Annotated in this window: 22 protein-coding genes and 1 riboswitch; of the genes, 13 read left to right on the top strand and 9 right to left on the bottom strand. The window is 69.8% G+C overall.

Going from position 1 to position 23518, the window contains the following annotated elements; all coding sequences use genetic code 11:
* Nucleotides 1–46 precede the first annotated feature (46 nt).
* Nucleotides 47–171: riboswitch (TPP riboswitch) on the bottom strand.
* A gap of 145 nt (nt 172–316) precedes the next feature.
* Complete coding sequence (locus ACX80I_RS11450; protein ID WP_087074208.1) at nt 317–577, top strand: DUF4235 domain-containing protein; 261 nt, start codon at nt 317–319, stop codon at nt 575–577.
* Between the two features lie 80 nt (nt 578–657).
* On the opposite strand, the gene ACX80I_RS11455 is transcribed toward ACX80I_RS11450, so the two are convergent.
* Nucleotides 658–1782 (bottom strand): FUSC family protein, encoded by a 1125-nt coding sequence (locus ACX80I_RS11455; protein WP_459345253.1) that lies wholly within the window; start codon nt 1780–1782, stop codon nt 658–660.
* Between the two features lie 188 nt (nt 1783–1970).
* Nucleotides 1971–3449 carry a D-serine/D-alanine/glycine transporter gene (gene cycA / locus ACX80I_RS11460; protein ID WP_459345254.1) on the bottom strand — a complete coding sequence of 493 codons (1479 nt, stop codon included), beginning with the start codon at nt 3447–3449 and terminating at the stop codon, nt 1971–1973.
* A 190-nt stretch (nt 3450–3639) separates the two neighbouring features.
* On the opposite strand from cycA, the gene ACX80I_RS11465 reads away from it, so the two are divergent.
* The 12 genes from ACX80I_RS11465 (at nt 3640) to ACX80I_RS11520 (ending at nt 16526) form a co-directional block, all read left to right on the top strand.
* Nucleotides 3640–4287 carry a 4a-hydroxytetrahydrobiopterin dehydratase gene (locus ACX80I_RS11465; protein WP_459345255.1) on the top strand — a complete coding sequence of 216 codons (648 nt, stop codon included), beginning with the start codon at nt 3640–3642 and terminating at the stop codon, nt 4285–4287.
* Between the two features lie 26 nt (nt 4288–4313).
* Nucleotides 4314–5882 carry an FAD-dependent monooxygenase gene (locus ACX80I_RS11470; RefSeq protein ID WP_459345256.1) on the top strand — a complete coding sequence of 523 codons (1569 nt, stop codon included), beginning with the start codon at nt 4314–4316 and terminating at the stop codon, nt 5880–5882.
* 82 nt (nt 5883–5964) lie between these two features.
* Nucleotides 5965–7707, top strand: a complete 1743-nt coding sequence (locus ACX80I_RS11475) for a dihydroxyacetone kinase family protein (protein ID WP_459345257.1) — start codon at nt 5965–5967, stop codon at nt 7705–7707.
* A gap of 8 nt (nt 7708–7715) precedes the next feature.
* Nucleotides 7716–8171: a ribose-5-phosphate isomerase gene (locus tag ACX80I_RS11480; protein ID WP_459345258.1), complete on the top strand. Its 456-nt coding sequence runs from the start codon at nt 7716–7718 to the stop codon at nt 8169–8171.
* Between the two features lie 6 nt (nt 8172–8177).
* Nucleotides 8178–8966, top strand: a complete 789-nt coding sequence (locus ACX80I_RS11485; protein WP_459345259.1) for a triose-phosphate isomerase family protein — start codon at nt 8178–8180, stop codon at nt 8964–8966.
* Entirely contained in the window at nt 8947–9663 is a 717-nt protein-coding gene (locus ACX80I_RS11490) for a GntR family transcriptional regulator (RefSeq protein ID WP_459345260.1), read from the top strand. Before ACX80I_RS11485 ends, ACX80I_RS11490 begins: the two co-directional genes overlap by 20 nt.
* Nucleotides 9664–9774: 111 nt before the next feature.
* Nucleotides 9775–10719: a sugar phosphate isomerase/epimerase family protein gene (locus ACX80I_RS11495; protein WP_459345261.1), complete on the top strand. Its 945-nt coding sequence runs from the start codon at nt 9775–9777 to the stop codon at nt 10717–10719.
* Nucleotides 10716–11669, top strand: coding sequence for a 3-hydroxyacyl-CoA dehydrogenase family protein (locus ACX80I_RS11500; protein ID WP_459345262.1), 954 nt, complete (start codon nt 10716–10718; stop codon nt 11667–11669). Before ACX80I_RS11495 ends, ACX80I_RS11500 begins: the two co-directional genes overlap by 4 nt.
* 18 nt (nt 11670–11687) lie before the next feature.
* The gene (locus tag ACX80I_RS11505) at nt 11688–12458 is read left to right on the top strand and encodes an SDR family NAD(P)-dependent oxidoreductase (RefSeq protein ID WP_435868645.1); all 771 of its coding nucleotides are present in this window, start codon (nt 11688–11690) and stop codon (nt 12456–12458) included.
* 140 nt (nt 12459–12598) lie between these two features.
* A complete protein-coding gene (locus ACX80I_RS11510) occupies nt 12599–13978 on the top strand; it encodes an MFS transporter (protein ID WP_459345263.1) in 1380 nt (459 codons plus the stop codon).
* A gap of 103 nt (nt 13979–14081) precedes the next feature.
* Entirely contained in the window at nt 14082–15557 is a 1476-nt protein-coding gene (locus tag ACX80I_RS11515; protein ID WP_459345264.1) for a four-carbon acid sugar kinase family protein, read from the top strand.
* A gap of 69 nt (nt 15558–15626) precedes the next feature.
* Nucleotides 15627–16526, top strand: a complete 900-nt coding sequence (locus ACX80I_RS11520) for an NAD(P)-dependent oxidoreductase (RefSeq protein ID WP_459345265.1) — start codon at nt 15627–15629, stop codon at nt 16524–16526.
* A 51-nt stretch (nt 16527–16577) separates the two neighbouring features.
* Here the strand turns inward: ACX80I_RS11520 and ACX80I_RS11525 are convergent, their stop codons facing one another.
* The 7 genes from ACX80I_RS11525 to ACX80I_RS11555 form a co-directional block, all read right to left on the bottom strand.
* Nucleotides 16578–16976: a response regulator transcription factor gene (locus ACX80I_RS11525; RefSeq protein ID WP_459345266.1), complete on the bottom strand. Its 399-nt coding sequence runs from the start codon at nt 16974–16976 to the stop codon at nt 16578–16580.
* 103 nt (nt 16977–17079) lie between these two features.
* A complete protein-coding gene (mnhG, locus tag ACX80I_RS11530; RefSeq protein ID WP_459345267.1) occupies nt 17080–17487 on the bottom strand; it encodes a monovalent cation/H(+) antiporter subunit G in 408 nt (135 codons plus the stop codon).
* Nucleotides 17488–17491: 4 nt separating this feature from the next.
* Nucleotides 17492–17749: an MrpF/PhaF family protein gene (locus ACX80I_RS11535; protein ID WP_459345268.1), complete on the bottom strand. Its 258-nt coding sequence runs from the start codon at nt 17747–17749 to the stop codon at nt 17492–17494.
* On the bottom strand, nt 17746–18294 hold the full coding sequence (locus ACX80I_RS11540) for a Na+/H+ antiporter subunit E (RefSeq protein ID WP_459345269.1): 549 nt from the start codon (nt 18292–18294) through the stop codon (nt 17746–17748). Before ACX80I_RS11540 ends, ACX80I_RS11535 begins: the two co-directional genes overlap by 4 nt.
* Complete coding sequence (locus ACX80I_RS11545; RefSeq protein ID WP_459345270.1) at nt 18291–19901, bottom strand: Na+/H+ antiporter subunit D; 1611 nt, start codon at nt 19899–19901, stop codon at nt 18291–18293. The genes ACX80I_RS11540 and ACX80I_RS11545 overlap by 4 nt, the downstream gene beginning before the upstream one ends.
* The gene (locus tag ACX80I_RS11550; RefSeq protein ID WP_459345271.1) at nt 19898–20383 is read right to left on the bottom strand and encodes a Na(+)/H(+) antiporter subunit C; all 486 of its coding nucleotides are present in this window, start codon (nt 20381–20383) and stop codon (nt 19898–19900) included. The genes ACX80I_RS11545 and ACX80I_RS11550 overlap by 4 nt, the downstream gene beginning before the upstream one ends.
* A complete protein-coding gene (locus ACX80I_RS11555) occupies nt 20380–23364 on the bottom strand; it encodes a Na+/H+ antiporter subunit A (RefSeq protein ID WP_459345272.1) in 2985 nt (994 codons plus the stop codon). Before ACX80I_RS11555 ends, ACX80I_RS11550 begins: the two co-directional genes overlap by 4 nt.
* Nucleotides 23365–23518: the final 154 nt, after the last annotated feature.

The raw sequence follows: 23518 nt of genomic DNA on the forward strand, positions 1-23518 counted from the left end.
GGTACAGGAGGGGAGGGTGCCGGGGACCGCCGGGGCAGTTTCCGTGCACTCTGAGAACTCGACTCCCTTCGCCGGTACTAGCCGGATCAGGTTCGAGGGTCTGCGGCGGTCCGCACTCTCAGCGCCCGTTCCCGCAGCATGCTGCCGGTCGGCGCTCCCCTGTCGTATGTTGGTTGAGCGCTACCGATCCTACACCGCAGGGGGAGCCCCGGCAGATGAGCTCCTCGTGCAGGGCCGGCCCCGTGCGTGCAGCTGTGCCGGGGGCCGCCCGCCGCGGCTAGGCTAGGCGGAGGACTACCGGACCAGAAGGAGAGACATGAACGTACTGTTCAAGCTGCTCGGCGCGGGCATGAGCGTCGGCGCCGGCTTCGTGGGGACCAAGCTCGTCGACTTCCTGTGGGAGAAGATCACGGGTGAAGCGCCACCGAAGAGCAAGGACGGGCTGGAGAACACCCTGCGCTCCGCCCTGGTGTTCGCGATCGTCTCGGGTGTGGTGAGCACCACCATCCAGGTGCTCACCAACCGTTCCACGCAGAAGGCGATCGACCGGTTCGCGAAGACCCGCGACCTCACCTGAGCGGTTCCACGCAGGAAGTTTCATCCAGTGACGAGGGGCACTCTTCGGGGTGCCCCTCGTTGTGTCCCCCGGCAGTACCGCTAGGCCGCCCGGCCTGTTTCCTGCTCCTGCCGGACGGCCTGCAGGATGCGGTGCAGGTTCATGCCGATCGCGGCCGCGGCACCGAAGGGGACGTCCTTCGACGAGGACTCGTACGCAGCGACCTCGAGCGCTTTCAGGCTCCGCTCGGCCACCCGCAGCGTCCCGGCGTCGTCCTCCTCCACCGTCCACAGGTCCAGGACGTCGCCGACGGCGGTGAAGGCCTGCTGGAGGGGCGGCCGGACCGCGGCGGGCAGGGGCTGCTCGCGGGATGTTCCATGGAGCGCGTCCTGCAGCATGTTGGTGATGTTCAGCGTGTGGGTCGCGACGGCTTCGAGGACCTCGACGTGCCGGTGGTCGCGGTCCGCGTCATGCGGGTGGAAGCGCCGCCGGACGTTGCCCTTCCTGCTCTCGTCCGCGTACTGCAGGGCCTCGCGGGCATTGCGTACCGTGGCGGTCAGGTCGTCCCGCCGCTGGGGCCAGCGCGGATCATCCGCCTCCCAGTCCTCCTCGAGCGCCTCGCCCATCTCCTGGAGCTGGCGGGACGCCGTCCTACGGAGCCGGCTCACCTGTCCCACGGCATCGTCCAGGTTCAGCGGCGGCAGGATCAGCGCGCTGACGGCAAGGCCCACGCCCACGCCCACGACGGTCTGGACGAAGTAGCCCAGCGAGTACCCGAGGTCATCGTTGCCGATGACCAGGACGAACAGCCCGGCGGACGCGATCCCGGAACCGCCGCCCGCCGTCCTCCGCAGGGCGCCCGCGAGGAGCACTCCCACGCCGACGACGAAGGCGATCGTCAGCCAGTCCGGGTCTCCCGCCCATCCGGCGATGTGGGCCAGGATGATCCCGATCGTGAGGCCGGCGACCGTCTGCAGTCCCGACCTGAGCGTTCCCGCGACGGTCGGGTACAGCGCGAGCAGGGCGCCCAGCGGGGCGTAGTACGGGTACCGGGAGGCCTCCCCCGGGATGGCGAGCGCGAAGGTCCAGGCGAGCGCGGCCGCGAGGGCGGCCTTGCCCGCGAAAAGGAGGTGGGGATGGACCACTGCGGCGCGCAGCCGCTCCTTCAGGTCGTCGTCGACGCGGGCGGCGAGGATGCGGCCGGAGGGAGTCCTGTTTTTGGCCATCCCTGCAGTATGGCATCCGCACCCGGGCCCATCGGTGTCCCCGCCGCTCCGCACTCCGGGAGGACGACGAAGGACCGCCCCCCAAGCGATTTCCAGGGGACGGTCCTTCGGTGCTTCCGCGCGGTGTTTCCGCGCGGTCTTGCGGAGCAGTCTTCCGGAGCGGTCTTCCGGAGCGGTGGTGCCGGGACCTAGCGGCCTGCGCGTGCCGCCTGCTCGGCCTGCACCGTGGCCTTGTGCTCCTCGATGCGGGCCTGCTGCAGCGGCGTCTTCCGGTTGGCGTACCAGGCCGCTCCGAGCAGGAGGAACCACACCGGCGTCACGACGAGCGCCAGCCGGGTGTCCTCGGCCTGCGCGAGGGCTACGAGCATGAACACGAAGAAGGCAAGGACCACGTAGGGCATGAACGCGGAGCCGGGCATCTTGAACGCGGACCGCTCATGCAGCTCGGGACGGCGGCGGCGGAACGCCAGGTAGCTGATGAGGATCATGGACCAGACGAACATCGTCAGGACCGAGGCCACCGAGGTGACGATCGTGAAGGCTCCGATCACGGAGTCACCCGAGTAGAGCAGGATCAGGCCGGCGAGCAGGAAGATGCAGGAGAACAGGAGAGCGTTCTGCGGCACCTGGCGGCGGCTGAGCGTGCCGAAGGCCTTCGGGGCGTTGCCGTCCTGCGCAAGTCCGAACACCATGCGCGACGTGGAGTAGATGCCGGAGTTCGCGCTCGAGGCGGCGGAGGTCAGCACCACCAGGTTGACGACGACGGCAGCGATACCGAGGCCGGCCAGGGTGAACATGCCGATGAAGGGGCTGTTCGCGGGATCGATGGTCCGCCAGGGGTTGACCGCCATGATGACGGTGAGCGCTCCGACGTAGAAGAGCAGCACACGGATGGGGATGGAGTTCACGGCGCGGGGAAGCGTCGTCTCGGGGTCCTTCGTCTCGGCGGCGGCGGTGCCGACCAGTTCGATGCCGGCGAAGGCGAAGATGGCGATCTGGAAGCCGAGGATGAAGCCGAACAGCCCGTGCGGGAACATGCCGCCGTCGTTCCAGATGTTGGCGAGGTTCGCGACTTGCCCTGCGGGAGAGGTGAAATGCGTGGCGATCATGACGATGCCGGTGGCGATCAGGGCCAGGATGGCCACGACCTTGATGATGGCGAACCAGAACTCGGCCTCGCCGAAAGCCTTCACCGTGGGCAGGTTCAGGAGCAGCAGCACCACGGGGGTGGCCAGCGCCGGGATCCACAGCGGGGTCCCGGGGGCGAGGATGTCCACGTAGCCGGAGATGGCGACGATGTCGGCGACGCCCGTCACGACCCAGAAGAACCAGTAGGACCACCCGGTGAAGAACCCGGCCCAGGGTCCGAGCAGGTCGCCCGCGAAGTCGCTGAAGGACTTGTACTCGAGGTTGGACAGGAGGATCTCCCCCATGGCGCGCATGACGAAGAAGAGCATGAAGCCGATGATCATGTAGACGAAGATCACGGAGGGACCGGCAAGCGAGATGGTCTTGCCCGAGCCCATGAAGAGGCCGGTGCCGATGGCACCACCGATGGCGAGCAGCTGGATGTGGCGGTTGCTCAGCGCCCGGGTCAGGTGGGGCGAGGAGCTGGAACGGCCGGTGGCGCGGGTCGAGGCCGGCGCCGAGAGTACGGGATCAGACATGGAGGAGGTGTTCCTTCCGCAGCCGCGGGGCAGGAAGGCAGCGGCGGTTGCGTGGGTAAAGACGGATATGACAGACATAAAACCCTGAACCGTAGGGAACTGAGAGTCAAATCACAGCCTCACCGGGCGGCCGTCGACTGCGTGGGCGGCAGACCTTCTCCTGCCTCTCCGACGGGGCCATACTGGCCGCATGACTATCCTCGGCACCCGCCAGATCCTCGACGCCGGCCTGGGCGACTGGCGGAAGCTGGCCCAGGCGCTCCACGCCCGTTTCCTGACCGGGAACTTCGCCACCGGCCTCGCCCTCGTCGCGGCCATCGGCGAGCTCGCCGAGGAGATGGACCACCACCCTGACGTCGTGCTGACCTACCGGCACGTCGACGTGAAGCTCCTCAGCCATGATGCGTCCGGCATCACGGAGCGTGACGTCCGGCTGGCCAGGGCGGTCAGCGAACTCGCCTCGGCGCATGGCATCGCCGCCGACCCCGCGGCTCCCGCCGTCGTCGAGCTCGCCCTCGACACCGCCGACCCGGCCGCGATCGGCCCGTTCTGGGCGGCGCTGCTGACCGGGGACGCCGGCGCGGTGGACGGCGACGACGTCGTCGACCCCTCCGGGCGCGTTCCGCTCCTGTGGTTCCAGCACACCGACGCGCACGAGACGCCGCGGCAGCGGTTCCACCTCGACCTTTGGGTGCCGCACGACGCGGCGGACGCCCGCATCGCGGCGGCGGTCGCCGCCGGAGGCACCGTGGTGGACGCCACCCGGGCGCCGTCCTTCACCGTGCTGGCCGACGCCGAGGGCAACCGGGCCTGCGTCTGCACGACCCTGGACCGCTGACCAGGACACCGGCGAGGAGGCCCGCGATGGAGCAGGACGAACGGCACGACCCCGGGAGCGTCGACGTCCTGGTGGTGGGAGCCGGCCCCACCGGCCTGATGCTGGCGAACTGGCTGGTGAGACTGGGCGTGCGCGTGGTGCTGATCGACGGCAAGGACGGCCCGACGGTGGAGTCCCGTGCCCTGGGCGTGCACTCGCGGTCCATGGAGATCTACGACCAGCTCGGCGTCGTGGACCGGGTGCTGGCCGAGGCCGTGCACGCCGAGTCCGTGCGGCCGGGGTTCGGGCGCAGGGCCTTCGCGCCGGTCCCGCTGGGCGGCCTCGGCAGGGGGCTCTCCCCCTATCCCGGCATGCACATGCTGGAGCAGAGCGCCAACGAGCGGCTCCTCGTCGACAACCTGCAGGCACTCGGCGGGTCCGTCCGCTGGGGGCACCGGCTGCGGTCCCTGGACCAGGTGGACGGCGGCGTCGGAGCCGTCGTCGAGGGGCCCATGGGCACGGCAACCGTGTCCGCGCGGTTCGCGGTCGGCTGCGACGGGGCGTCCTCACTCGTCCGTACCCTGTCCGGGATCGCGTTCGAGGGCACCACCAGCCGGCAGACCTTCTACCTGGTCGATGCGGTGGGAGTGAGCGGGCTTCCTCCCGCCACCGTCAACATCCGCCAGGAGGCGACCGAGTTCCTCCTGGCCTTCCCCATGCGGCCCGACGAGGAGGGCAGGAACGGCCAGCGGCTCATCGGCACCGCCGGCGACGACGACGCCCCGTCCGTCACCGAGGACTTCGCGCGGCGCCGGATGGCCGAGGCGTTCGGCGTGACCTACGAGGACTACCGCTGGTTCTCCACCTACCGCATCCACCACCGGATCGCCGCGCAGTTCCGCACGGGTTCCGTGTTCCTGGCTGGGGATGCCGCCCACGTCCATTCCCCGGTCGGCGCGCAGGGCATGAACACGGGGCTGCAGGACGCCCACAACCTCGCGTTCAAGCTCGCCGACGTCGTCGCGGGGCGTGCACCCGAGACGCTCCTCGGCCGGTACGAGGCGGAACGCCGGCCCGTGGCGGTGCGCCTGCTCACGACGACGGACCTGGTGTTCCGCGGCCTGACGTCCTCCTCGAAGGTCGTCATGGCCGTGCGCAGGTACGTGCCCCGGGTCGTACTGCCGGTCGCCGTCGCCCTGTTCCCCCGCCTGCCGGTCGGCCGGCGGCTCGCGGGTTACCTCGGCCAGATCCGCATCCACTACTGGATGGACGGGAGCACCGTGCGCCGACGCCGGGACGCCGTCGTCGGGAGGCGGCTGCAGTGGACCGGCGAGAACTTCGACGTGCTGCGCTCTGCGACCTGGCAGCTGCACCTGTATGCAGCGGACGAGGCAGGGATCCGGCACGCGGAAGCCGCAGCGCGGGAGTTCGGGCTCCCCCTCCACCGCTTTCCGACCACCGGATCGACACCCCTCCGGCCCGGCATCCTGTACCTCGTGCGGCCGGACGGGTTCGTCGCTGCCGCCTCGCGCCCGGAGGACGCCGCCCGGGCCCTGCACGCGGCCGGCGGATACCAGCCCGCGCCGAGCCGGGCCGACCGGCGGTCCTCCGGCTGACCTGCTGCGGGCCGCGCTCCGAGGGCATTGCCTGATCGTGCAGATCCTATAGAATGTAGGAAAACGACCAGGAGGAATCGCAATGACGCGACTGTTCAATGAGCCCGGAGACTTCGTCGACGAGATGATCAGCGGCTTCGCGGCCGCGGCATCGCGCTGGGTCCAGCAGATCCCGGGCGGCGTCGTCCGCGCCGGCCGCCCCGCAGCACCGACGGTCTCCCTCGTCATCGGGGGCGGCAGCGGACACTACCCGGCCTTCGGCGGCCTCGTGGGGCCAGGCCTGGCCCACGGAGCCGTGATGGGCAACCTCTTCGCATCGCCGTCGGCACACCAGGTCCGCACGGTCGCCCGGACCGCCGACCAGGGCCGGGGCGTCCTCCTGAGTTACGGGAACTACGCGGGTGACGTCCTGCACTTCGACGAGGCGCAGGCCGAGCTGCGCGAAGCCGGACTGGACGTCCGCACCGTGACCGTGACGGACGACATCTTCAGCGCCCCCAGGGGCGAGGAGCACAAACGGCGCGGCATCGCGGGGGACCTCACCGTGTTCAAGGTCGCCGGCGCAGCGTGCGAGGAGGGCTACGACCTCGACGGGGTCGAGCGCGTCGCCCGCCGCGCGAACGATCGGACCCGCTCCCTCGGGGTCGCCTTCGGCGGCTGCACGCTCCCCGGCGCCGACGCGCCCCTCTTCGAGGTCCCCGAAGGCCGCATGGCCGTGGGACTGGGCATCCACGGCGAGCCCGGCATCGACGAGGTGGACATCCCCACGGCGGCGGGCCTCGCCGAACTGTTCGTCAGCCGCCTCCTCGAGGAGGTCCCGGACGGGGTCGCCCTCGAGGGCGCGCGGGTCGTGCCCCTGCTGAACGGCCTCGGCAGCGTGAAGTACGAGGAACTCTTCGTCGTCTACCGCACCGTCCACCAGCTGCTCGGCGGACGCGGCATCAGCATCGTCGACCCGGAGGTCGGCGAACTGTGCACCAGCTTCGACATGGCCGGCTGCTCCCTCACCCTCCTGTGGCTCGACGACGAGCTCGAACGCCTCTGGACGGCGCCGGCGGACACGCCCGGCTTCCGCCGCGGACAGGTCGGCGAGCAGCAGCGTTTCGACGCGGAGGTCAAGGACGACGCCGAGGAGACGGTCGGCAGCTCGTCCGCCGAATCCCGCGCCTGCGCCGCTACCGTCGCCACGGCCCTCGAGGCCGTCGCGCGCATCGTGGACGAGCACGCCGACGAACTCGGCAGGCTGGACCAGGTGGCAGGCGACGGGGACCACGGCATCGGGATGCAGCGCGGCGCCCACGCCGCCCGGGACGCGGCGCGCGCCGCCGTCGGGCAGGGCGCCGGCGCCGAGACGGCACTGCGGCACGCGGCCAACGCGTGGAGCGACCGTGCCGGCGGCACCTCGGGGGCCATCTGGGCGACCATCCTCAAGGCCCTCGGATCGGTGGTCGGCGACGAGGCACGGCCCACCGCGGAGGACCTCGCACGAGGAGTGTCGGCCGCCAGTGACGCCGTCATGGCCTTCGGGAAGGCGAAGGTCGGCGACAAGACCATGATCGACGCGATCGTGCCTTTCTCCGACGAACTGTCGGCGCGGATCGGCGACGGGCAGGGGCTCGCCGAGGCGTGGTCGGGAGCCGCGTCCGCGGCCACGGCCGCGGCGGAGGCCACGGCGGCGATGAAGGCGACCCTCGGCCGTGCTCGGGCCCACGGGGACAAGTCCGTCGGTACATCCGACCCCGGTGCGGTGTCCTTCGCCCTCATCTGCACCACCGTCGCCGACGTCATCAGTAGCGCAGCGGGCACCAGCCCGCACGATTCCTAGGAGAGAACATGGCACTCAGGCTCATCATCGGCTGCGACGATGCGGGATACCAGTACAAGGAGATCCTGAAGAAGGACCTCGAACAGAACGACCTCGTCGAGTCGGTGGTCGACGTCGGCGTGGGACCGGACGGCCACACGCCCTACCCCACGGTCGCCATCGAGGCCGCCGAGCGGGTCGCCAGGGGCGAGGCGGATCGGGCACTGCTCATCTGCGGTACCGGGATCGGTGTCGCCATCGCCGCGAACAAGGTGCAGGGCATCCGGGCCGCCACGGCCCATGACTCCTTCTCCGTGGAACGGTCGGTCCTGTCCAACGACTGCCAGGTGCTCTGCATGGGCCAGCGCGTCGTCGGCATCGAACTCGCCCGCCGGCTCGTGCGGGAGTGGCTGACCTACACCTTCGACACCTCGAGCGCGTCGAAGGCCAAGGTGGACGACATCCTCGCCTACGAGGGCGTGTAGGGACCCATGCCGAGGTTCACCATCGGTTCCAGCCTGAAGATGTATTTCGGCCACCGGAGCCAGGTCGAGTGGACCCGCCGGGTGGCGGAGATCGCCTCCGCCCACCCGGCGGTACGGGACGGGGTGGTGGAGCCCTTCGTCATCCCGACCTTCCCGTCCATCCCCGCCGTCCTGGATCTGGCTGCTCCCGCGGGGCTGCTCGTGGGAGCGCAGGACGTCCACTGGGAGGACGCCGGCGCCTTCACCGGGGAGGTCTCGGCGGCGGAGCTGGCGGAGCTGGGCGTGGGGCTCGTGGAGATCGGCCATGCGGAGCGCAGGGCGATGTTCGGTGAGACGGATTCCTCCGCCGCCCGGAAGGTCCAGGCGAGCCTCCGTCACGGACTGGTGCCTGTGCTCTGCATCGGCGAGGAGGAACGGGGCGAGCACGCGGCGGCGGTCCAGGCGTGCCTGCGCCAGCTCGAGGCGTGCCTCGCCGTCGCCCGCCACGAAGGGACCGGCGGGACGATCATCGTGGCCTACGAGCCGGTCTGGGCGATCGGGCAGCCGGAACCCGCACCCGACGCCCACATCCGCGCCGTCACCCGCGCCCTCCGCGCACACCTCTCCGGGGACGCGTTGCTGCACCATCCACGGGTAATCTACGGAGGGAGTGCCGGCCCGGGCCTACTGACGCGCATCGCTCCGGATGTGGACGGCATGTTCCTCGGCCGCTTCGCACACGACCCGGCTGTGTTCGGGGCCATTCTGGACGAGGCGTGGAGAATTGGGGTTGGCGATGACAGCAGGGCTTTCTGACCGTTCCGTTCCGGACATCGACCGCCGCGGGCTGCGGGACCGGGTGTACGACCGGATCCTCGACATCCTCCTCTCGAGCGAGATGGAACCGGGGGCGAGGCTCTCGATCGACACGCTGGCGAAACAGCTCAAGGTCTCCCCGACGCCCATCCGCGAGGCCATGGTCCAGCTCGAACGCACGGGCCTGGTGACCCGCGAGGCCCTGAAGGGCTACCGCGTCGCGCCTCCCCTCGGAGCCGAGCAGCTCGATGAACTGTTCGAGGCCCGCATCATGCTCGAGGCCGAGGCCGCACGACTCGCGGCCCCCCGGGCCGCATCCTTCCTGCCCGCCCTGCAGCGGGCCCACGAACACCATCACCTGATGGGTGAACGGGTCACGGAGGCGATGCGGGGCGGCGACGTCCCCATCCGCACCATCCACGACTACTTCGACGCCGACAACGCCTTCCACCTGGTGATCCTCGACGCCGCCCGCAACCGGTACGTGCAGGACATGTATGCCAATCTCGGGGCCTTGACGCACCGGATGCGCCAGGCCGTCATCCGGGGGACGAGTGACGTCTCCGAGGCGGCCACCGAGCACGCCGCCATCCTGGCGGCTTTCGCCAGCGGGGACCTCTCATCGCCCGTCGCGGCCCTGCGGGCCCACATCGAGGGCGTGCGCGCCCGCTCCCTGGACGATTCTCCCGGCGCCTGACCGGCAACCTCGGAAACAGCCCGGAGAGGTCTTGCAGAGACGGATCGGTCCGTCTATATTTCCTATAGGATCTTTTCTTCCTCCCCATCCCGATTGCAATGGAGCAACGACATGCCTTCGCAGCCCGCGTTCACTGCCCAGGACTGGCCGGTCGCCACGTGCCTGCACGGCATCCCCACGGTGAGCAAGGAGGGCGTCGCCCTCCACGACGCCGCCCCCGAGGCGTGGGACGACATGTTCAGCCAGGTGGAACAGGTCGGCTTCTCGCTCGCCGAACTGGCCGACAGCCACGTCCGCCCGGCCGACCTCGAGCCGTCCCGGCGTGACGAGTTCCTGTCCATCGCAGCCTCGCACGGCGTGCGGATCCCGTCGGTCCACCTGCAGCGGCAGAGCGTCATCATGCCGGGCCACGAGGAACGCAACCTCGCCTACGCGCACCGCACGATCGACGCGGCAGCCGAATGGGGCATGGAGGTGTTCTCCACCGGACTCCACCAGCCCTTCAGCGAGGCGCAGCGCCGCGCCCTCTGGTTCTGGACCGCGCAGGGACCCAAGGACCCGGACGATCCGGAGGTCTGGCAGGCGGCGGTCACGCGCCTGCGGGAGCTCGGCCGGCACGCCGCCGACGTCGGCCTGAAGATGTCGCTGGAGCTGTACGAGGACACGTACCTCGGCACTGCGGACAGCGCCGTCCGGCTCGTGGAGGAGATCGGCCTCGACAACGTCGGCATCAACCCCGACGTCGCCAACCTCATCCGCCTGCACCGCCCGGTCGAGGACTGGCGTGAGCTCCACGCGAAGCTCCTCCCCTACGCCAACTACTGGCACGTCAAGAACTACACACGCGACGAGGCCGCCGACGGCTCGTGGGCCACGAGCGTCCCCAGCTCGATGGAGGCCGGCCTGATCAACTACCGCCAGGTGATCCGCGACGCCATCGAGCTCGGGTTCGACGGCATCTTCCTGTGCGAGCACTACGGCGGGGACAGCCTCGGGAACTGCGGCACCAACCAGACCTACATCCGCTCACTCCTGCCTGGGAAGAAGGACGCATGACACCGAAGAGAATCGCAGTCGTCGGATCGGGGTACATGGGCGGCGGCATCGCCCAGGTCCTCGCCCTGGCCGGCCACACCGTCCGGATCGCGGACGTGAGCGCCGAGATTGCGTCGTCGAACCTCGCACGGCTGCTGACCGAGGCGGACCAGTTCGCAGCCGACGGCCTGTTCCCCGCGGATGCGCGCCAGCGCATCGAGGCGAACGTCACCGCCGCCGACTCCATCGAGGACGCCGTGTCCGACGCGGAGTTCATCGAGGAGGCGGTGCCGGAACGGATCGAGATCAAGCACGAGACGCTGCGGCGGATCTCGGCGGCCGCCCGTCCGGACGCGATCATCGGCTCGAACACCTCCACCATCCTGATCGCCAGCCTCGCGGAGGCCGTGGAGCACCCGGAGCGGTTCCTCGGCGTCCACTTCTCCAATCCCGCCCCCTTCATCCCCGGCGTCGAGCTCATCCCGCACCCGGGAACCGATGACGGCATCATCCCGGTGGTCGAGGAGATCGTCGCCTCCACCGGCAAGGAGACGGCGCGTGTGAAGGACGCCACCGGCTTCGTGCTGAACCGGCTCCAGTACGCCCTGTTCCACGAGGCGACCCAGATCGTCGAGGAGGGCATCGCGACCGCGGACGACGTCGACACGATCGTCCGCACGACCTTCGGCTTCCGCCTTCCCGTCTTCGGTCCGTTCGCCATCGCGGACATGGCCGGACTGGATGTCTACGCGTTCTGCTACGCGTCCCTGCAGACCCGCTGGCCCGAGCGTTTCGCAACCCCCGATTCGCTGAAGCAACTCGTGGACGCCGGGAACTTCGGCACCAAGACTGGTTCCGGCTACCTCGACGTCCCGGCGGACCGCACCGCCGAGCTGATCGCCTACCGCAACAAGGCCTACGTGGCCATCAAGAAACTCATGGACGAACTCGGTCCTGCACCCATCCACTGATCGCAAGGAGGCCCTATCGTGGCACCAGCATTTCCCGACTCCCGGTCGGTCGTCCTGACCGGGGCGGCCTCGCCGCGCGGCATCGGCCGCGCCTCGGCCCACTACCTGGCAGGACTCGGTTGGAACATCGGCATCATCGACCTCGATGACGCCGCGGCGAAGGCCGTCGCCCGCGAGATCGCGGAGGAGCACGGCGTCACGGCGGCCGGGGCCGGGGCCAATGTCGCCAACGAGTCCGAGGTCCGGGCGGCCTTCGACACCCTGGAGGCCGAACTCCCGCAGATCGTCGCACTGGTGAACCTCGCCGGGGTCTCCAGTCCCGTGCCCTACCTCGAGGTCACCGCCGAGGAGTGGGACCGCGTCATGAGCATCAACATGAACGGTGTCCACTACGCCACCCGTCGGGCCGTCGAGTCCATGGTCGAGTACGGCGTCGGGCGGGTGGTCAACCTGTCCTCGGTCTCCGCGCAGCGCGGCGGAGGGACGTTCTCCAAGACCGTCTACTCCGCGGCGAAGGCCGGGGTCATCGGCTTCACCCGCTCCGTGGCGCGTGAACTGGGCGGGGCGGGCATCACCGTCAACGCCATCTCCCCCGGTCCCATCGACACGGACATCATGGGCGGAACGCTCACGGAGGAACGGAAGGCCGCTATGGCGGCCGACGGTGTCCTCCCGCGGATCGGCACCCCCCGTGACATCGCAGCAGCCATCGCCTACCTCATCAGCGAGGACTCCGGATTCGTGACGGGCCAGACCCTGAACGTCGACGGCGGCCTCTACATGCACTGACATGCGCGACTGGTCGAAGTCCCGCATCCTGTTCCTCGCCCTCGGCGTCGTCCTCGTCGTCATCGGGGCGTGGCTCATCTTCCCGGCACTCGTCGGGTGAGTCGCACCATCCACCACCAACTGCACTAAAGGAGAGGCCCATGTCCGCTACGGACGCGGTCAAAGACGACCTGGACAGCCCCGCGCTTGCCTCCGCCGTCAAGAAAGCTGCACGGCACCTGATGCCGATGCTCATCATCCTGTACTTCGTCGCGTTCCTCGACCGTACGAATGTCGGATACGCCCAAGATGCCCTCCAGGTCGACCGCGGCGTCTCCGCCGGGGCCTTCGCCCTCGGCGCGGGTATCTTCTTCATCGGGTACGCGATCTTCGAGATCCCGTCCAACCTGCTGCTGAAGAAGTTCGGCGCACGCTGGTGGCTCGCCCGCATCGCCGTCACCTGGGGCCTCGTGGCCGCGGCCTTCGCCTTTACGACCGGCGACACGATGTTCATCGTCCTGCGCTTCCTCCTCGGCGTCACGGAGGCCGGGCTGTTCCCGGGCGTGATCATGTTCCTCTCGGAATGGTTCCCCAACAAGGTCCGCGTCCAGATGTTCGCCCTGTTCTACCTCGCCCAGCCCTTCTCCCAGATGCTCGGCAATCCCCTCTCCGGCGCCCTGATCTCCTTCGGCGACACGTACACGCCGTGGCACGGGTGGCAGGTCATGTTCTTCACGGAGGGCATGCTGGCGGTCGTCGCCGGTATCGCCGCGATCTTCTTCCTCATCGACAGTCCCCAGAAGGCGAAGTGGCTGGACAACGACGAGAAGCGGGCACTGCTCCGGGTCATGGAGGCGGAGGATGTGGTCCGCAGCACGGATGGCCCGTCGGGCATCCTGCGTGCCATGGGGAACTGGAAGGTCTGGTACTTCACGGTGATCTACTTCTGCCTGCAGGTGGCGGTCTACGGCACCACGTTCTACCTCCCCCAGCAGGTCAAGCGCATCATCAGCCCCGACGCCGAGTTCTGGCAGGTCGGCCTGATCACGGCCATCCCCTGGCTCGTCGGCCTGTTCGTCTGCTACAACGTGGGCAAGCGCGCCAACACCATCCGGCGCCGCCGCACGTGGGGCGCGATGTTCTACACCCTCACCGGCCTGGCGACCATCGGAGCGGCATTCGCCGGCGAGAACGGGATGCCCGTCCTGGCGATCGCGTTCCTCGTGGTCTCGGTCTCGAGCTTCCTGGCCTGCGGTCCGATCACGTGGTCCTACCCCACGGCGTTCCTCACCGGCACGGCGGCGGCAGCGGGCATCGGGCTCATCAACTCGCTGGGCAACCTCGGCGGGTTCGTGGCCCCGATCATGCGCACCGCGATCGACGAGCGCTACGCGACCGAGACCGGCCTCTACGGCACCATCTCGGTCGGCGTCTTCGCCTTCCTCGCGGCTGTGATGTTCCTCCTGACCCGCAAGATGCGGTCCCGGTCGGACGACCTGCTGGTCGAGGACGAGAAGGTGGCGGCAGTACCCGGCCACTGACGGCAAGTGGTCCATCGGCGGCGGCGCGGACCTTTCGCCCGCCCCGCCGTCGGCGGTCCCGCGCCGGAATCCCAGGTTCCACCCGACACCACGACGGAGCAGCATGACCATCGAATCCGACCTCCTGTCCGCCTACCCGGCGGAACTGCCGATCTCCGCCCTCGAGGTGGCGACGGCGGTCCAGGCCGCCCAGCAGGACGACCCGCGGATCTTCGTGGTCCTCGACGACGACCCGACCGGGACGCAGTCCGTGGCGGACCTCCCGGTCCTGACGCGCTGGGACGTGGAGGACTTCTCCTGGGCCTTCGCCCAGGGCAAGCCGGCGGTCTACGTGCTCACGAACACCCGGAGCCTCGACGCGCCGGAAGCGGCGGCCCGGAACGAGGAGATCGTCCGCAACGCACTGACCGCAGCAGCAGCCGAACCGGCGGGTATCCACGTCAGCTTCGTCAGCCGGTCCGACTCGACCCTGCGCGGGCACTACCCCCTCGAACCCGACACCATCGCCGCGACCGTCCTCGACGTCGCGGGGGAAGCGACCGACGGCGTCGTCATCGTCCCGGCCTTCCCCGATGCCGGGCGCGTCACCATCGGCGGGGTGCACTACGTGCGAGCGCCCGACGCCGGCCGGCTCGTCCCGGTGTCGGACACCGAGTTCGCCCAGGACGCCACCTTCGGCTACCGCAATGCCTCGCTCGCGCACTACGTGGAGGAGAAGAGCGCCGGAAGGATCCCGGCGGACTCCGTGATCGTCCTGGACCTCGGCATCATCCGTGCAGGCAGCACGGGTGGGGGCGCGGCCGCATCGGCGAGGGCCATCGCGGACGCCATCGAGGGCGCGGCCGATGCCACGCCGATCGTCGCCGACATCGTGACCGAGAACGACCTGCGCGCCCTCGCCCTCGGGCTGGACGAGGCGGAACGGCGCGGCAGGAAGCTGCTGTACCGGGTGGGACCGCCCTTCATGCGGGCCCGGATCGGGCAGGACATCCGGGCCGAACTGACCGGGGACGAAGCCTACGCCGGCCACGAGCCGTCGACTGCCGGCGGGCTGATCGTGGTCGGCTCGCACGTCGGCGTCACGACCCGGCAGCTCCGCATCCTCATCGAGCAGCACCGGCGGGCGCACATCATCGAGATCGACGTCGAGCAACTGCTCGACGAGCGCGCGGCCCGCCACCTCGACGGGATCGTCGACGAGGTCGTGGCACGCCTCGCGGAGGGCGACGTCATCCTGCACACGAGCCGGCTGCTGGTCCGGACCAGCGATGCGGCCGCCAGCCTTCGAATCGCGCGCACCGTCTCCGCCGCCGTCGTCGCGGTCGTGAACCGTTCGCTGAAGATCTTCCCGCCCCGCTTCGTGATCGCCAAGGGAGGCATCACCTCCTCCGACGTGGCCGCGCACGGTCTGCAGATCCGGCGGGCGATCGTCCGGGGCCCGATGCTCCCGGGGATCGTGAGCCTGTGGGAGCCGGTGGACGGCCCCGCCAGGGGCATCCCGTACATCGTCTTCGCGGGCAATGTGGGGGACGATTCCTCCCTCGCCCAGGTCACTCGAAAACTCAGCGCGACCTTCTGACGCGCATCCCCCCCCCCCCCCCCCCCCCCCCCCCGGCAGCCCCCGCTCTAGCATTGGATGGCGATACCCATGACCGACAGCTACTCCGTCACAGTCCTCGGCCTCGGCGCCATGGGCCTGCCGATGGCCACACGCCTGGCCACCGGCCTCACGGTCCACGGCTTCGACATCGCCGAGCCGAGGCTCGCACTGGCCCGGGAGGCGGGAATCCGCACGTTCTCCTCCGCCCGGGAGGCAGCGACCGGTACCGACGCGCTGCTGCTCGCCGTGCGCAACGGCGAACAGCTCGACGACGTCCTGTTCGGCGAGACGGGAGTGGCTTCCGTCCTGCGGGAAGGGTCCGTCGTCATCCTCACCAGCACCGTGGGGACCGACGCCGTGCCGGCGACCGTGGAGCGGCTGGCGGGCTACGGTGTCGCACTGGTCGACGCACCGCTCTCGGGTGGCCCGAAGCGCGCCGGCGAGGGCGACCTCCTGATCGTGGTGGGAGCAGAACCTGCTGCCCTGGACGCGGCACGTCCCGTGCTCGAGCTCCTGGCCTCCACCCTGACCGTCGTCGGCGACAAGCCCGGGGACGGACAGGCCCTCAAGACCGTCAACCAGCTGCTGTGCGGCGTGCACATCGCGGCCGCAGCCGAGGCGATGGCCCTCGCGGACGCCCTCGGACTCGATCCGGCCCGGACCCTCGCCGCCCTCGAGGCCGGCGCAGCCGGGTCCTTCATGCTCTCGAACCGGGGGCCGCGGATGCTCGAGGCCTACTCGGACGAGGGAGCCGAGGTCCTCAGCCGCCTCGACATCTTCGTCAAGGACATGGGCATCGTGGGGAAGGCGACCCGCGCCGCCGGAATGGCTGCTCCCGTGGCCGCCGCCGCGGAACAGCTCTACCTGCTCGGCCAGGCGCAGGGACTGGCCGCCGAGGACGACTCCGCGGTCATCCGGGTCATCTCGCCCACCCGGCGCTCCGCCTAGCGCTGCCCGGGTTCTCCCCAAAGGGGTCCCCGGTTTGTGACGCGACGGCGCCTAGGCGGCACCCTCGCGCGGAAAGACGCCGTCCAGGTAGGCGCCGAGGAGGCGCGGGCTGAAGGGCTTCGCCATGAAGTGGTTGGACCCGGCCGCGAGGCACTGTTCCTCGGTGAGTTGAGGGGGCCGGGCCGAGATCGTCAGGATGTGCGCGTCCGAATCGGCCCGGAGCCTGCCGCAGAGATCGATTCCATCCACGTCCGGGAGATTGAGGTCCAGGGTGACGAGTGACGGATCGACGGCGTCCAGGAGGCGCTGCCCCTCGGCGCCCGTGACGGCCTCGTGCACCTCGAAGTCCCGCGAGGACAGGATGATGACGAGCAACTGACGGATGTCGGCGTCGTCCTCAATGACCACGGCGACCCGCTGCCGCTCATCCGACTCCGAAACCAGCCTCACACGTCACCGCTCCTCGATTCGAAGCAAGCTTACCGTCCGGGCCCGGACGTGACCACCTGATGCGGGCGAAATGACGCCGAGGATCGCGGTGCTCAGGAGAAGCTCAGGTCGCGTCGCCGGGCCCCTGCCCGCCGCCGCGTCCGCCGCTGTCCGGCTGCGGGGGCCCGTCGCGGTCGTCCGCCGCCCGCACCACGACGTCGTCGAGCTCGTCCAGTGTGAGCAGATCGCGCCGGAGGTGCCGGGTACGGTATCCGGCACGGCCGACCATGTGCGCCGAGACGGGGCTCGTCAGCAGCTGGAACAGCCAGCACAGCACCAGCAGCGGCACGAGCACCCAGCTCCCGGACTCGACCGCGAGCGCCAGGAGGAAGAGCAGGAGCCCGAGGACCTGCGGCTTGGTCGCGGCGTGCATGCGCGAGAGCAGGTCGGGGAAGCGCACCAGGCCGATGCCCGCAGCGAGGGACAGGAGCGCTCCTGCGATCAGGAGGACGGAGACGACGACGTCGGCCACGGCGCTACTTCCTGTCCGTGACGAAACGGGCCACGGTCACCGAGCCGACGAAGCCGATCAGTGAGATCGCGACGAGCAGGATCAGGTTGTCGAGGTGTCCGTGCACGACCATGTTCAGCACCAGCGCCGCACCGATGATGGCGAGGACGACGTCGAGCGCCAGGACGCGGTCGAGGATCGAGGGGCCCCGCACGGCCCGGTACAACGCGAGGGCAGCCGCGACGGCGATTATTCCTTGGACGACATATTCCACCGCCGTCATCTCCGCGCCTCCTCGGCCCGGAGTGCTGCCAGGTCGGCGCGGCTTCCCATGATCCGGATCAGCCAGGCTTCCGTCGCACGGACATTCCGGCGGATCGCGTCGGCGCCCGCGTCGTCCGTCACGTTCAGGCAGTGCAGGTAGAGCGTCGACGTGGAACGGTCCACCTCGAGGACGAGGGAGCCCGGGATGAGCGAGATCGCGTGACCCGTGGCCGTGACGAGGAAGTCCGAGGAGCTGCGCAGTTCCACGGCGACGACGGCGTTCCGCAGCGACGGCCCCTTGCTCACCGCGAGCCAGAACACCTGAAGGCTGGCCGTGACGAGTTCGTACAGGAACCGGCCGAGGAACGGCACCACCCACAGCACGTTGAAGCGGCCCGTGAGTTCGACGGGAGGCAGGTAGAAGAGATTCACCACGGCGTAGGCGATGAGGGCACCGAAGACGAGGTTGCCCGGGCCGAAATCCTGCCACAGGGCACCCCAGACGAGGACGAGCCAGATGACGAGGGGGAGCTCGGTGATGAGTGGTATGCGCTGTCGGGTCACCCGTCCGCCCCCGTTCCCAGGACTGCTTCGATGTACGGGGTGCGGTCCAGCATCTCGGAGGCCGCATCGTCGCTGAGCGTGAAGAGCGGACCGGCGAGGAGGGTCAGCGCCAGCCCGAGCGCCACGAGGCCGATCGTGGGCCCCGTCATGGTGCCGGGCAGGAGTGTGACCGGGTCCTTGCCGGCAAAACGCCCCGTGTCCTCGCCGGTGACGCGATGGGACGTCCCCACGCCGGAGCCGTCCGGCGTGCTCGCCAGGAGGATCGGATCGGGATCCTCCGCGTCCGCCGGGCTACGCCAGAACGCCCGGTTCCAGACGCGGGCCATCACCAGGAGCGTCAGCAGGCTCGTGACCACTCCTCCGGCCACCAGGACATAGGCGAGCGGGGTCCCGAGTTCGATGCCCGCCTGGATGAGTCCGAGCTTCCCGAGGAACCCCGAGAACGGCGGGATGCCCGCGAGGTTCATGGCCGGGAGGAAGAAGAGGACCCCCAGGAGCGGCGACAGCTTCGCGAGGCCGCCGAGGCGCTCGACGTTGGCCGTTCCCCCGCGGCGCTCGATCAGTCCGGTGACGAGGAAGAGGCTCGTCTGGACGGTGATGTGGTGGGCCACGTAGTAGACGGCTGCGCCGAGTCCGAGGCGGGTGGAGATGGCCAGCCCGAAGACCATGTACCCGATGTGGCTGACGAGGGTGAAGGACAGGAGCCTCTTGATGTCTGACTGTGCCAGCGCACCGAGGATCCCCACGACCATCGTGAGCAGCGCGACCACCATCAGGAGGGAGTTGATGCGGTCCCCCGGGAAGAGCAGTGTCTCGACGCGGACCATGGCGTAGACGCCGACCTTGGTCAGCAGCCCGGCGAACACCGCTGTGACGGGCGCGGGTGCCGTCGGATAGGAGTCCGGCAGCCAGAAGGAGAGCGGGAAGACGGCGGCCTTGATGCCGAACGCCACCAGCAGCATCAGGTGGAGCACCATCTGCGTGGCCGGATCCACGTCCTCCAGCCGGACCGCCAGATCGGCCATGGTGATGGTGCCGGTCGCGCCGTAGATCATCGCGATGGCGATAAGGAACAGCATCGATGACACCACGCTCACGACCACGTACGTCACGCCGGCCCGGATGCGGGGCGCGGTGCCGCCGAGGGTCATGAGGACGTAGCTCGAGGTGAGGAGGATCTCGAAGCCCACGTACAGGTTGAACAGGTCACCCGTCAGGAAGGCGTTGGACACCCCGGCGACGAGGATGAGGTAGGTGGGATGGAAGATCGACACCGGCCCTTCCTCGTCGCCGTCCGTCATCCCCTGCCCCGCGGCATAGATCAGGACGGCGAGGCTGACGGCGGACGAGACCACCAGCATGAGGGCCGAGAACTGGTCCACCACCAGCACGATGCCGAACGGGGGCTGCCACCCGCCGAGCGTCACGGCGTGCGTCCCGGCGCCGGGCGCGGCGAGGAGCATCCCGACCTCGATGAGCAGGGTGACGCTGAGCGTCGTGATGCTCACGGCCCGCTGTGCCCGCGCGTGCCGGATGAGGATGAAGGTGACGGCCGCTCCGAGGAACGGCAGGACGACGGCGAGCGGAGCCAGGTCGGCCGCGATCATCGCGCACCCCCGGGCCCGGCGGTGCGGCCGGCGGCGTCGCGCCCGTCCGCCGGGCGTTCGTCGTCGTCGCCGGGGAACTCGGAGGTATCTGCGGCGATGTCGGCGTCGTCCTCGTAGTCGTAGCTGTCCTGGTCGGCGACGCGGCGGTCCTCCAGGTCGTCCTGGACGTCGTCCTCCCGGCCCAGCACCCACGACCGGTAGATGATGCCCAGCATGAACGCGGTGACGGCGAACGTGATGACGATCGCCGTGAGGATCAGGGCCTGCGGCAGGCTGTCGGTGTAGTCCTCCGCCGCCGTCCCCGCGACGTAGAGGGGGGACTTCCCACCGCCTCCACTCATGGCCAGGATGAGGATGTTGGCCCCGTTCCCCATGAGGATCAGGCCGAGGAGCACCCGGGTCAGGCTGCGTTCGAGCAGCAGGTAGATCCCGGCGGCGAACAGGGCGGCCATGAGCACGATGAGCGTGATGTTGACCGTCATGGCCGGACTCCTTCAGTGGCGGGCGGGACGAGGGCATCGGGCCCGGCCTCTTCCTCGACGGGGCGATCGGCCTCGCTGCGCTCGTCGATCTCCGACCCGAGGCTCCGGAGGACGTCCAGGACGAGGCCCACGACGATGATGTACACCCCGATGTCGAAGATGGTGGACGTCACGAACTTCACGTCGCCGAAGACCGGCAGCCAGAATTCCAGGATGTAGCTCTCGAGGACCTCGCCGCCGACCAGCAGCGGCGCTGCCGCCGTGAGGGAGACGATGGCGAGCCCGACGCCGAGCAGGGCCCCGGCACTGATCGGGCTGGCCTCGGCGAGCTCGAACCGTCCGCCGGCGAGGTAGCGGATGGCGAGGGCGAGGCCCGCCATCAGCCCGCCGGCGAAGCCGCCGCCCGGCAGGTTGTGGCCGGCGATCAGCAGGTAGATCGACAGCACGATGATCGTGTGGAAGAGCAGCCGCGTGATGACCTCGAAGATGATGGAACGGCGCTCCGGCGCGAGGGTCCGCCCGGCGACGAGCCAGGGGTCCCGGGCGACGGCGGCGAACTGTGCCGCCAGTGTCCGCGCAGCGTGCTCGCGGCCGTGCAGGGGCTCCTGCCCCCGGTCGACCGATCCGTCCTCCACGCCGTCGGCCCGGCGCCGCTTGTCGCCGCGGCCGCGGATGAAGATGAGGCTGGCGATTCCCGTGGCGGCTGTCGCCAGGACCGTGATCTCCCCGAGGGTGTCCCACGCGCGGATGTCCACGAGCAGGACGTTGACGGCGTTGGCTCCCCCGCCATCCCTGTAGGCCAGCTCGGGGTAGGCGAGCGAGATGGGCGCCGCGGTCCTCGATGCCATGGCCGACATCGCGATGATCGCCATGATGCCCCCGAACGCTATCCCCAGCGCGGCGCGGAGGAGCCGGTGCCGGGTCTCCTCGCGGTTCCACAGCCGGGCCGGCAGCGAGCGCAGGGCGAGGACGAACGCGACGAGCACGATGGTCTCGACGAGCATCTGGGTGAGCGCGAGATCGGGCGCACCGTGGAGGGCGTAGATGACCGCCATGCCGTACCCGGTGATGCCGACCATCAGGACGGCCATGAACCGCTTGTCGGCCCGTAGCGCGGCGAGGATGCCCGCCAGGATGACAGCCGCGGCGACCACCTGGGCCGGGGACTCCGCGATGCGGAAGTCCGTGGGCAGCGGAGCATCGAACAGGATCAGGGCGGTCAGCGGTGTGACGACGGCTGTGGCCAGGATGACGAAGAGGTAGAAGGACAGCGAGCCGCGCTGGGTGCGGCCGGTGACCCAGACGGCGACGTCGTCGAGCACGCCGATGGCGGAGCGGTAGACCGCCTCGGCCTCCCGCACGGACGGCACCCCGCCCTGCACCCGTTCGACGGGAACGCGCAGGAGGTGGAGTGCGACGCCGGCCACGATGGTGACGACCGACAGCAGCAGGGGCAGGTTGAGTCCGTGCCACAGGGCGAGGTGCGGTGTGCCCCCGCCGGCGAAGAGCGCGGCATAGGGCTGGATCATGGCGTCGAGCGGTGCCGGCCAGATCCCGAACAGCACGGAGGCGACGGCGAGCACGGCGGGTGCCAGCAGGAAGGAGGCCCGGACCGGTTCGAAGGCCGTCCGCGGCCCGCCGTGCTTCAGCGCGAAGGCACCCCACACGAACCGGGCACTGTAGGCGAAGGTCAGGATGGAACCGAGCACGATCCCGCCCAGCAGGAGCACCCCGGCGGGGCCGTCCTCCGCACGGTGCGCGAAGGCCTCGAACACCGACTCCTTCGTGACGAAACCCAGCAGTGGCGGAATGCCCGCCATGGACCCGGCGGCTACCAGCGCGACGACGAAGAGGACGGGTGAGGAGCCTCCGATCCCGGACAGCACCCGGAGGTCCCGCGTGCCCGAGTGGTGGTCGATGATGCCGACCACCAGGAACAGCGTCGCCTTGAAGAAGCCGTGGGCGAGGAGCAGGCCGAGGCCGGCCACGGCCCCGTCGCGCCCGCCGAGGCCCACGACCATCATCAGGAATCCGAGCTGGCTCACCGTCCCGTAGGCGAGGACGAGCTTGAGGTCGAACTGGCGCAGGGCGCGCCATCCGCCGAGCAGCATCGTCGCCATGCCGAGGAGGAGGATCACGGGGTACCACAGGGCGGTGTCGGAGAATCCCGGGGCGAAGCGCGCCACGAGGAAGACGCCGGCCTTCACCATCGCCGCCGCGTGGAGGTAGGCGCTGACGGGCGTGGGTGCCGCCATCGCGCCGGGCAGCCAGAAGTGGAAGGGCACGAGCGCGGACTTGGTGATGGCCCCGACCAGCACCAGCCCGATCGCCACGTTGACGAGTGTCCCGTGCGCCACGAGGGACCCGGCACCGGCGAGGATCTCGGAGATCCGGTGGGTTCCGGCTTCCTGGCCGAGCATCACGAGGCCCACGAGCATGGCCAGGCCGCCCAAGGTCGTGACGATCAGTGCCTGCAGGGCCGAACGGCGAGCCGAGAGGCGGTGGCGCGCGTAGCCGATGAGCAGGTAGGACAGGATCGTGGTCAGTTCCCAGAAGATGAACATCAGGATCAGGTCGTCGGCCGTGACCAGCCCGACCATGGACGCCGCGAAGGCCAGGAGCTGCGCACCGAACGCGCCCACGTCCGGATCGTCGTTCTTGAAGTAGCGCGCGCAGTAGAAGAGCACGAGCGCCCCGACACCGAGGATCAGGATGCAGAGCACCGCGGCCAGCGCATCGAGCCGGAAGGCCAGCTCGAGCTGCAGGGTCGGGATCCAGGGGATCACGACCGACGGCGGGGCGCGGGGCCCGGCAAGAGCCTCCTGATCGGCTGCCAGGACTGCCGGCAGCTGGACGAGGAGCCAGGCGAAGCCCGCGGCGGGTGCGGCGGCCAGGACGAAGAACGCCGACCTGCCGAGCCGGGAAAAGAGAACAGGCGCCCCGAGTGCCAGCGCGAACATCGCGATGAGCACGGTGAGCATCGGAGTCTCGAACTTCCGCTGGGGGTCGGTCGGGCTCCTGCCAGTCTATCGAAGGATTCCCTCCGACCTGTCCCCGGCCTCCCCCGGCCCTCCCCTTCGGCGTCCCCGGGCCTTCCCTCCCGACGCCCGGACCGCCGCTCCGCGCGCCGCGACG

This window comes from Arthrobacter rhamnosi (assembly GCF_054510855.1).

Coding starts and splice junctions, on each gene's coding strand:
- ACX80I_RS11450 (WP_087074208.1), top strand. CDS start 317: ATGAACGTACTGTTCAAGCTGCTCGGCGCGGGCATGAGCGTCGGCGCC.
- ACX80I_RS11485 (WP_459345259.1), top strand. CDS start 8,178: ATGCCGAGGTTCACCATCGGTTCCAGCCTGAAGATGTATTTCGGCCAC.
- ACX80I_RS11480 (WP_459345258.1), top strand. CDS start 7,716: ATGGCACTCAGGCTCATCATCGGCTGCGACGATGCGGGATACCAGTAC.
- ACX80I_RS11475 (WP_459345257.1), top strand. CDS start 5,965: ATGACGCGACTGTTCAATGAGCCCGGAGACTTCGTCGACGAGATGATC.
- ACX80I_RS11545 (WP_459345270.1), bottom strand. CDS start 19,901: ATGATCGCGGCCGACCTGGCTCCGCTCGCCGTCGTCCTGCCGTTCCTC.
- ACX80I_RS11550 (WP_459345271.1), bottom strand. CDS start 20,383: ATGACGGTCAACATCACGCTCATCGTGCTCATGGCCGCCCTGTTCGCC.
- ACX80I_RS11470 (WP_459345256.1), top strand. CDS start 4,314: ATGGAGCAGGACGAACGGCACGACCCCGGGAGCGTCGACGTCCTGGTG.
- ACX80I_RS11520 (WP_459345265.1), top strand. CDS start 15,627: ATGACCGACAGCTACTCCGTCACAGTCCTCGGCCTCGGCGCCATGGGC.
- cycA (WP_459345254.1), bottom strand. CDS start 3,449: ATGTCTGATCCCGTACTCTCGGCGCCGGCCTCGACCCGCGCCACCGGC.
- ACX80I_RS11515 (WP_459345264.1), top strand. CDS start 14,082: ATGACCATCGAATCCGACCTCCTGTCCGCCTACCCGGCGGAACTGCCG.
- ACX80I_RS11490 (WP_459345260.1), top strand. CDS start 8,947: ATGACAGCAGGGCTTTCTGACCGTTCCGTTCCGGACATCGACCGCCGC.
- ACX80I_RS11535 (WP_459345268.1), bottom strand. CDS start 17,749: ATGACGGCGGTGGAATATGTCGTCCAAGGAATAATCGCCGTCGCGGCT.
- ACX80I_RS11465 (WP_459345255.1), top strand. CDS start 3,640: ATGACTATCCTCGGCACCCGCCAGATCCTCGACGCCGGCCTGGGCGAC.
- ACX80I_RS11495 (WP_459345261.1), top strand. CDS start 9,775: ATGCCTTCGCAGCCCGCGTTCACTGCCCAGGACTGGCCGGTCGCCACG.
- ACX80I_RS11500 (WP_459345262.1), top strand. CDS start 10,716: ATGACACCGAAGAGAATCGCAGTCGTCGGATCGGGGTACATGGGCGGC.
- ACX80I_RS11455 (WP_459345253.1), bottom strand. CDS start 1,782: ATGGCCAAAAACAGGACTCCCTCCGGCCGCATCCTCGCCGCCCGCGTC.
- ACX80I_RS11510 (WP_459345263.1), top strand. CDS start 12,599: ATGTCCGCTACGGACGCGGTCAAAGACGACCTGGACAGCCCCGCGCTT.
- ACX80I_RS11555 (WP_459345272.1), bottom strand. CDS start 23,364: ATGCTCACCGTGCTCATCGCGATGTTCGCGCTGGCACTCGGGGCGCCT.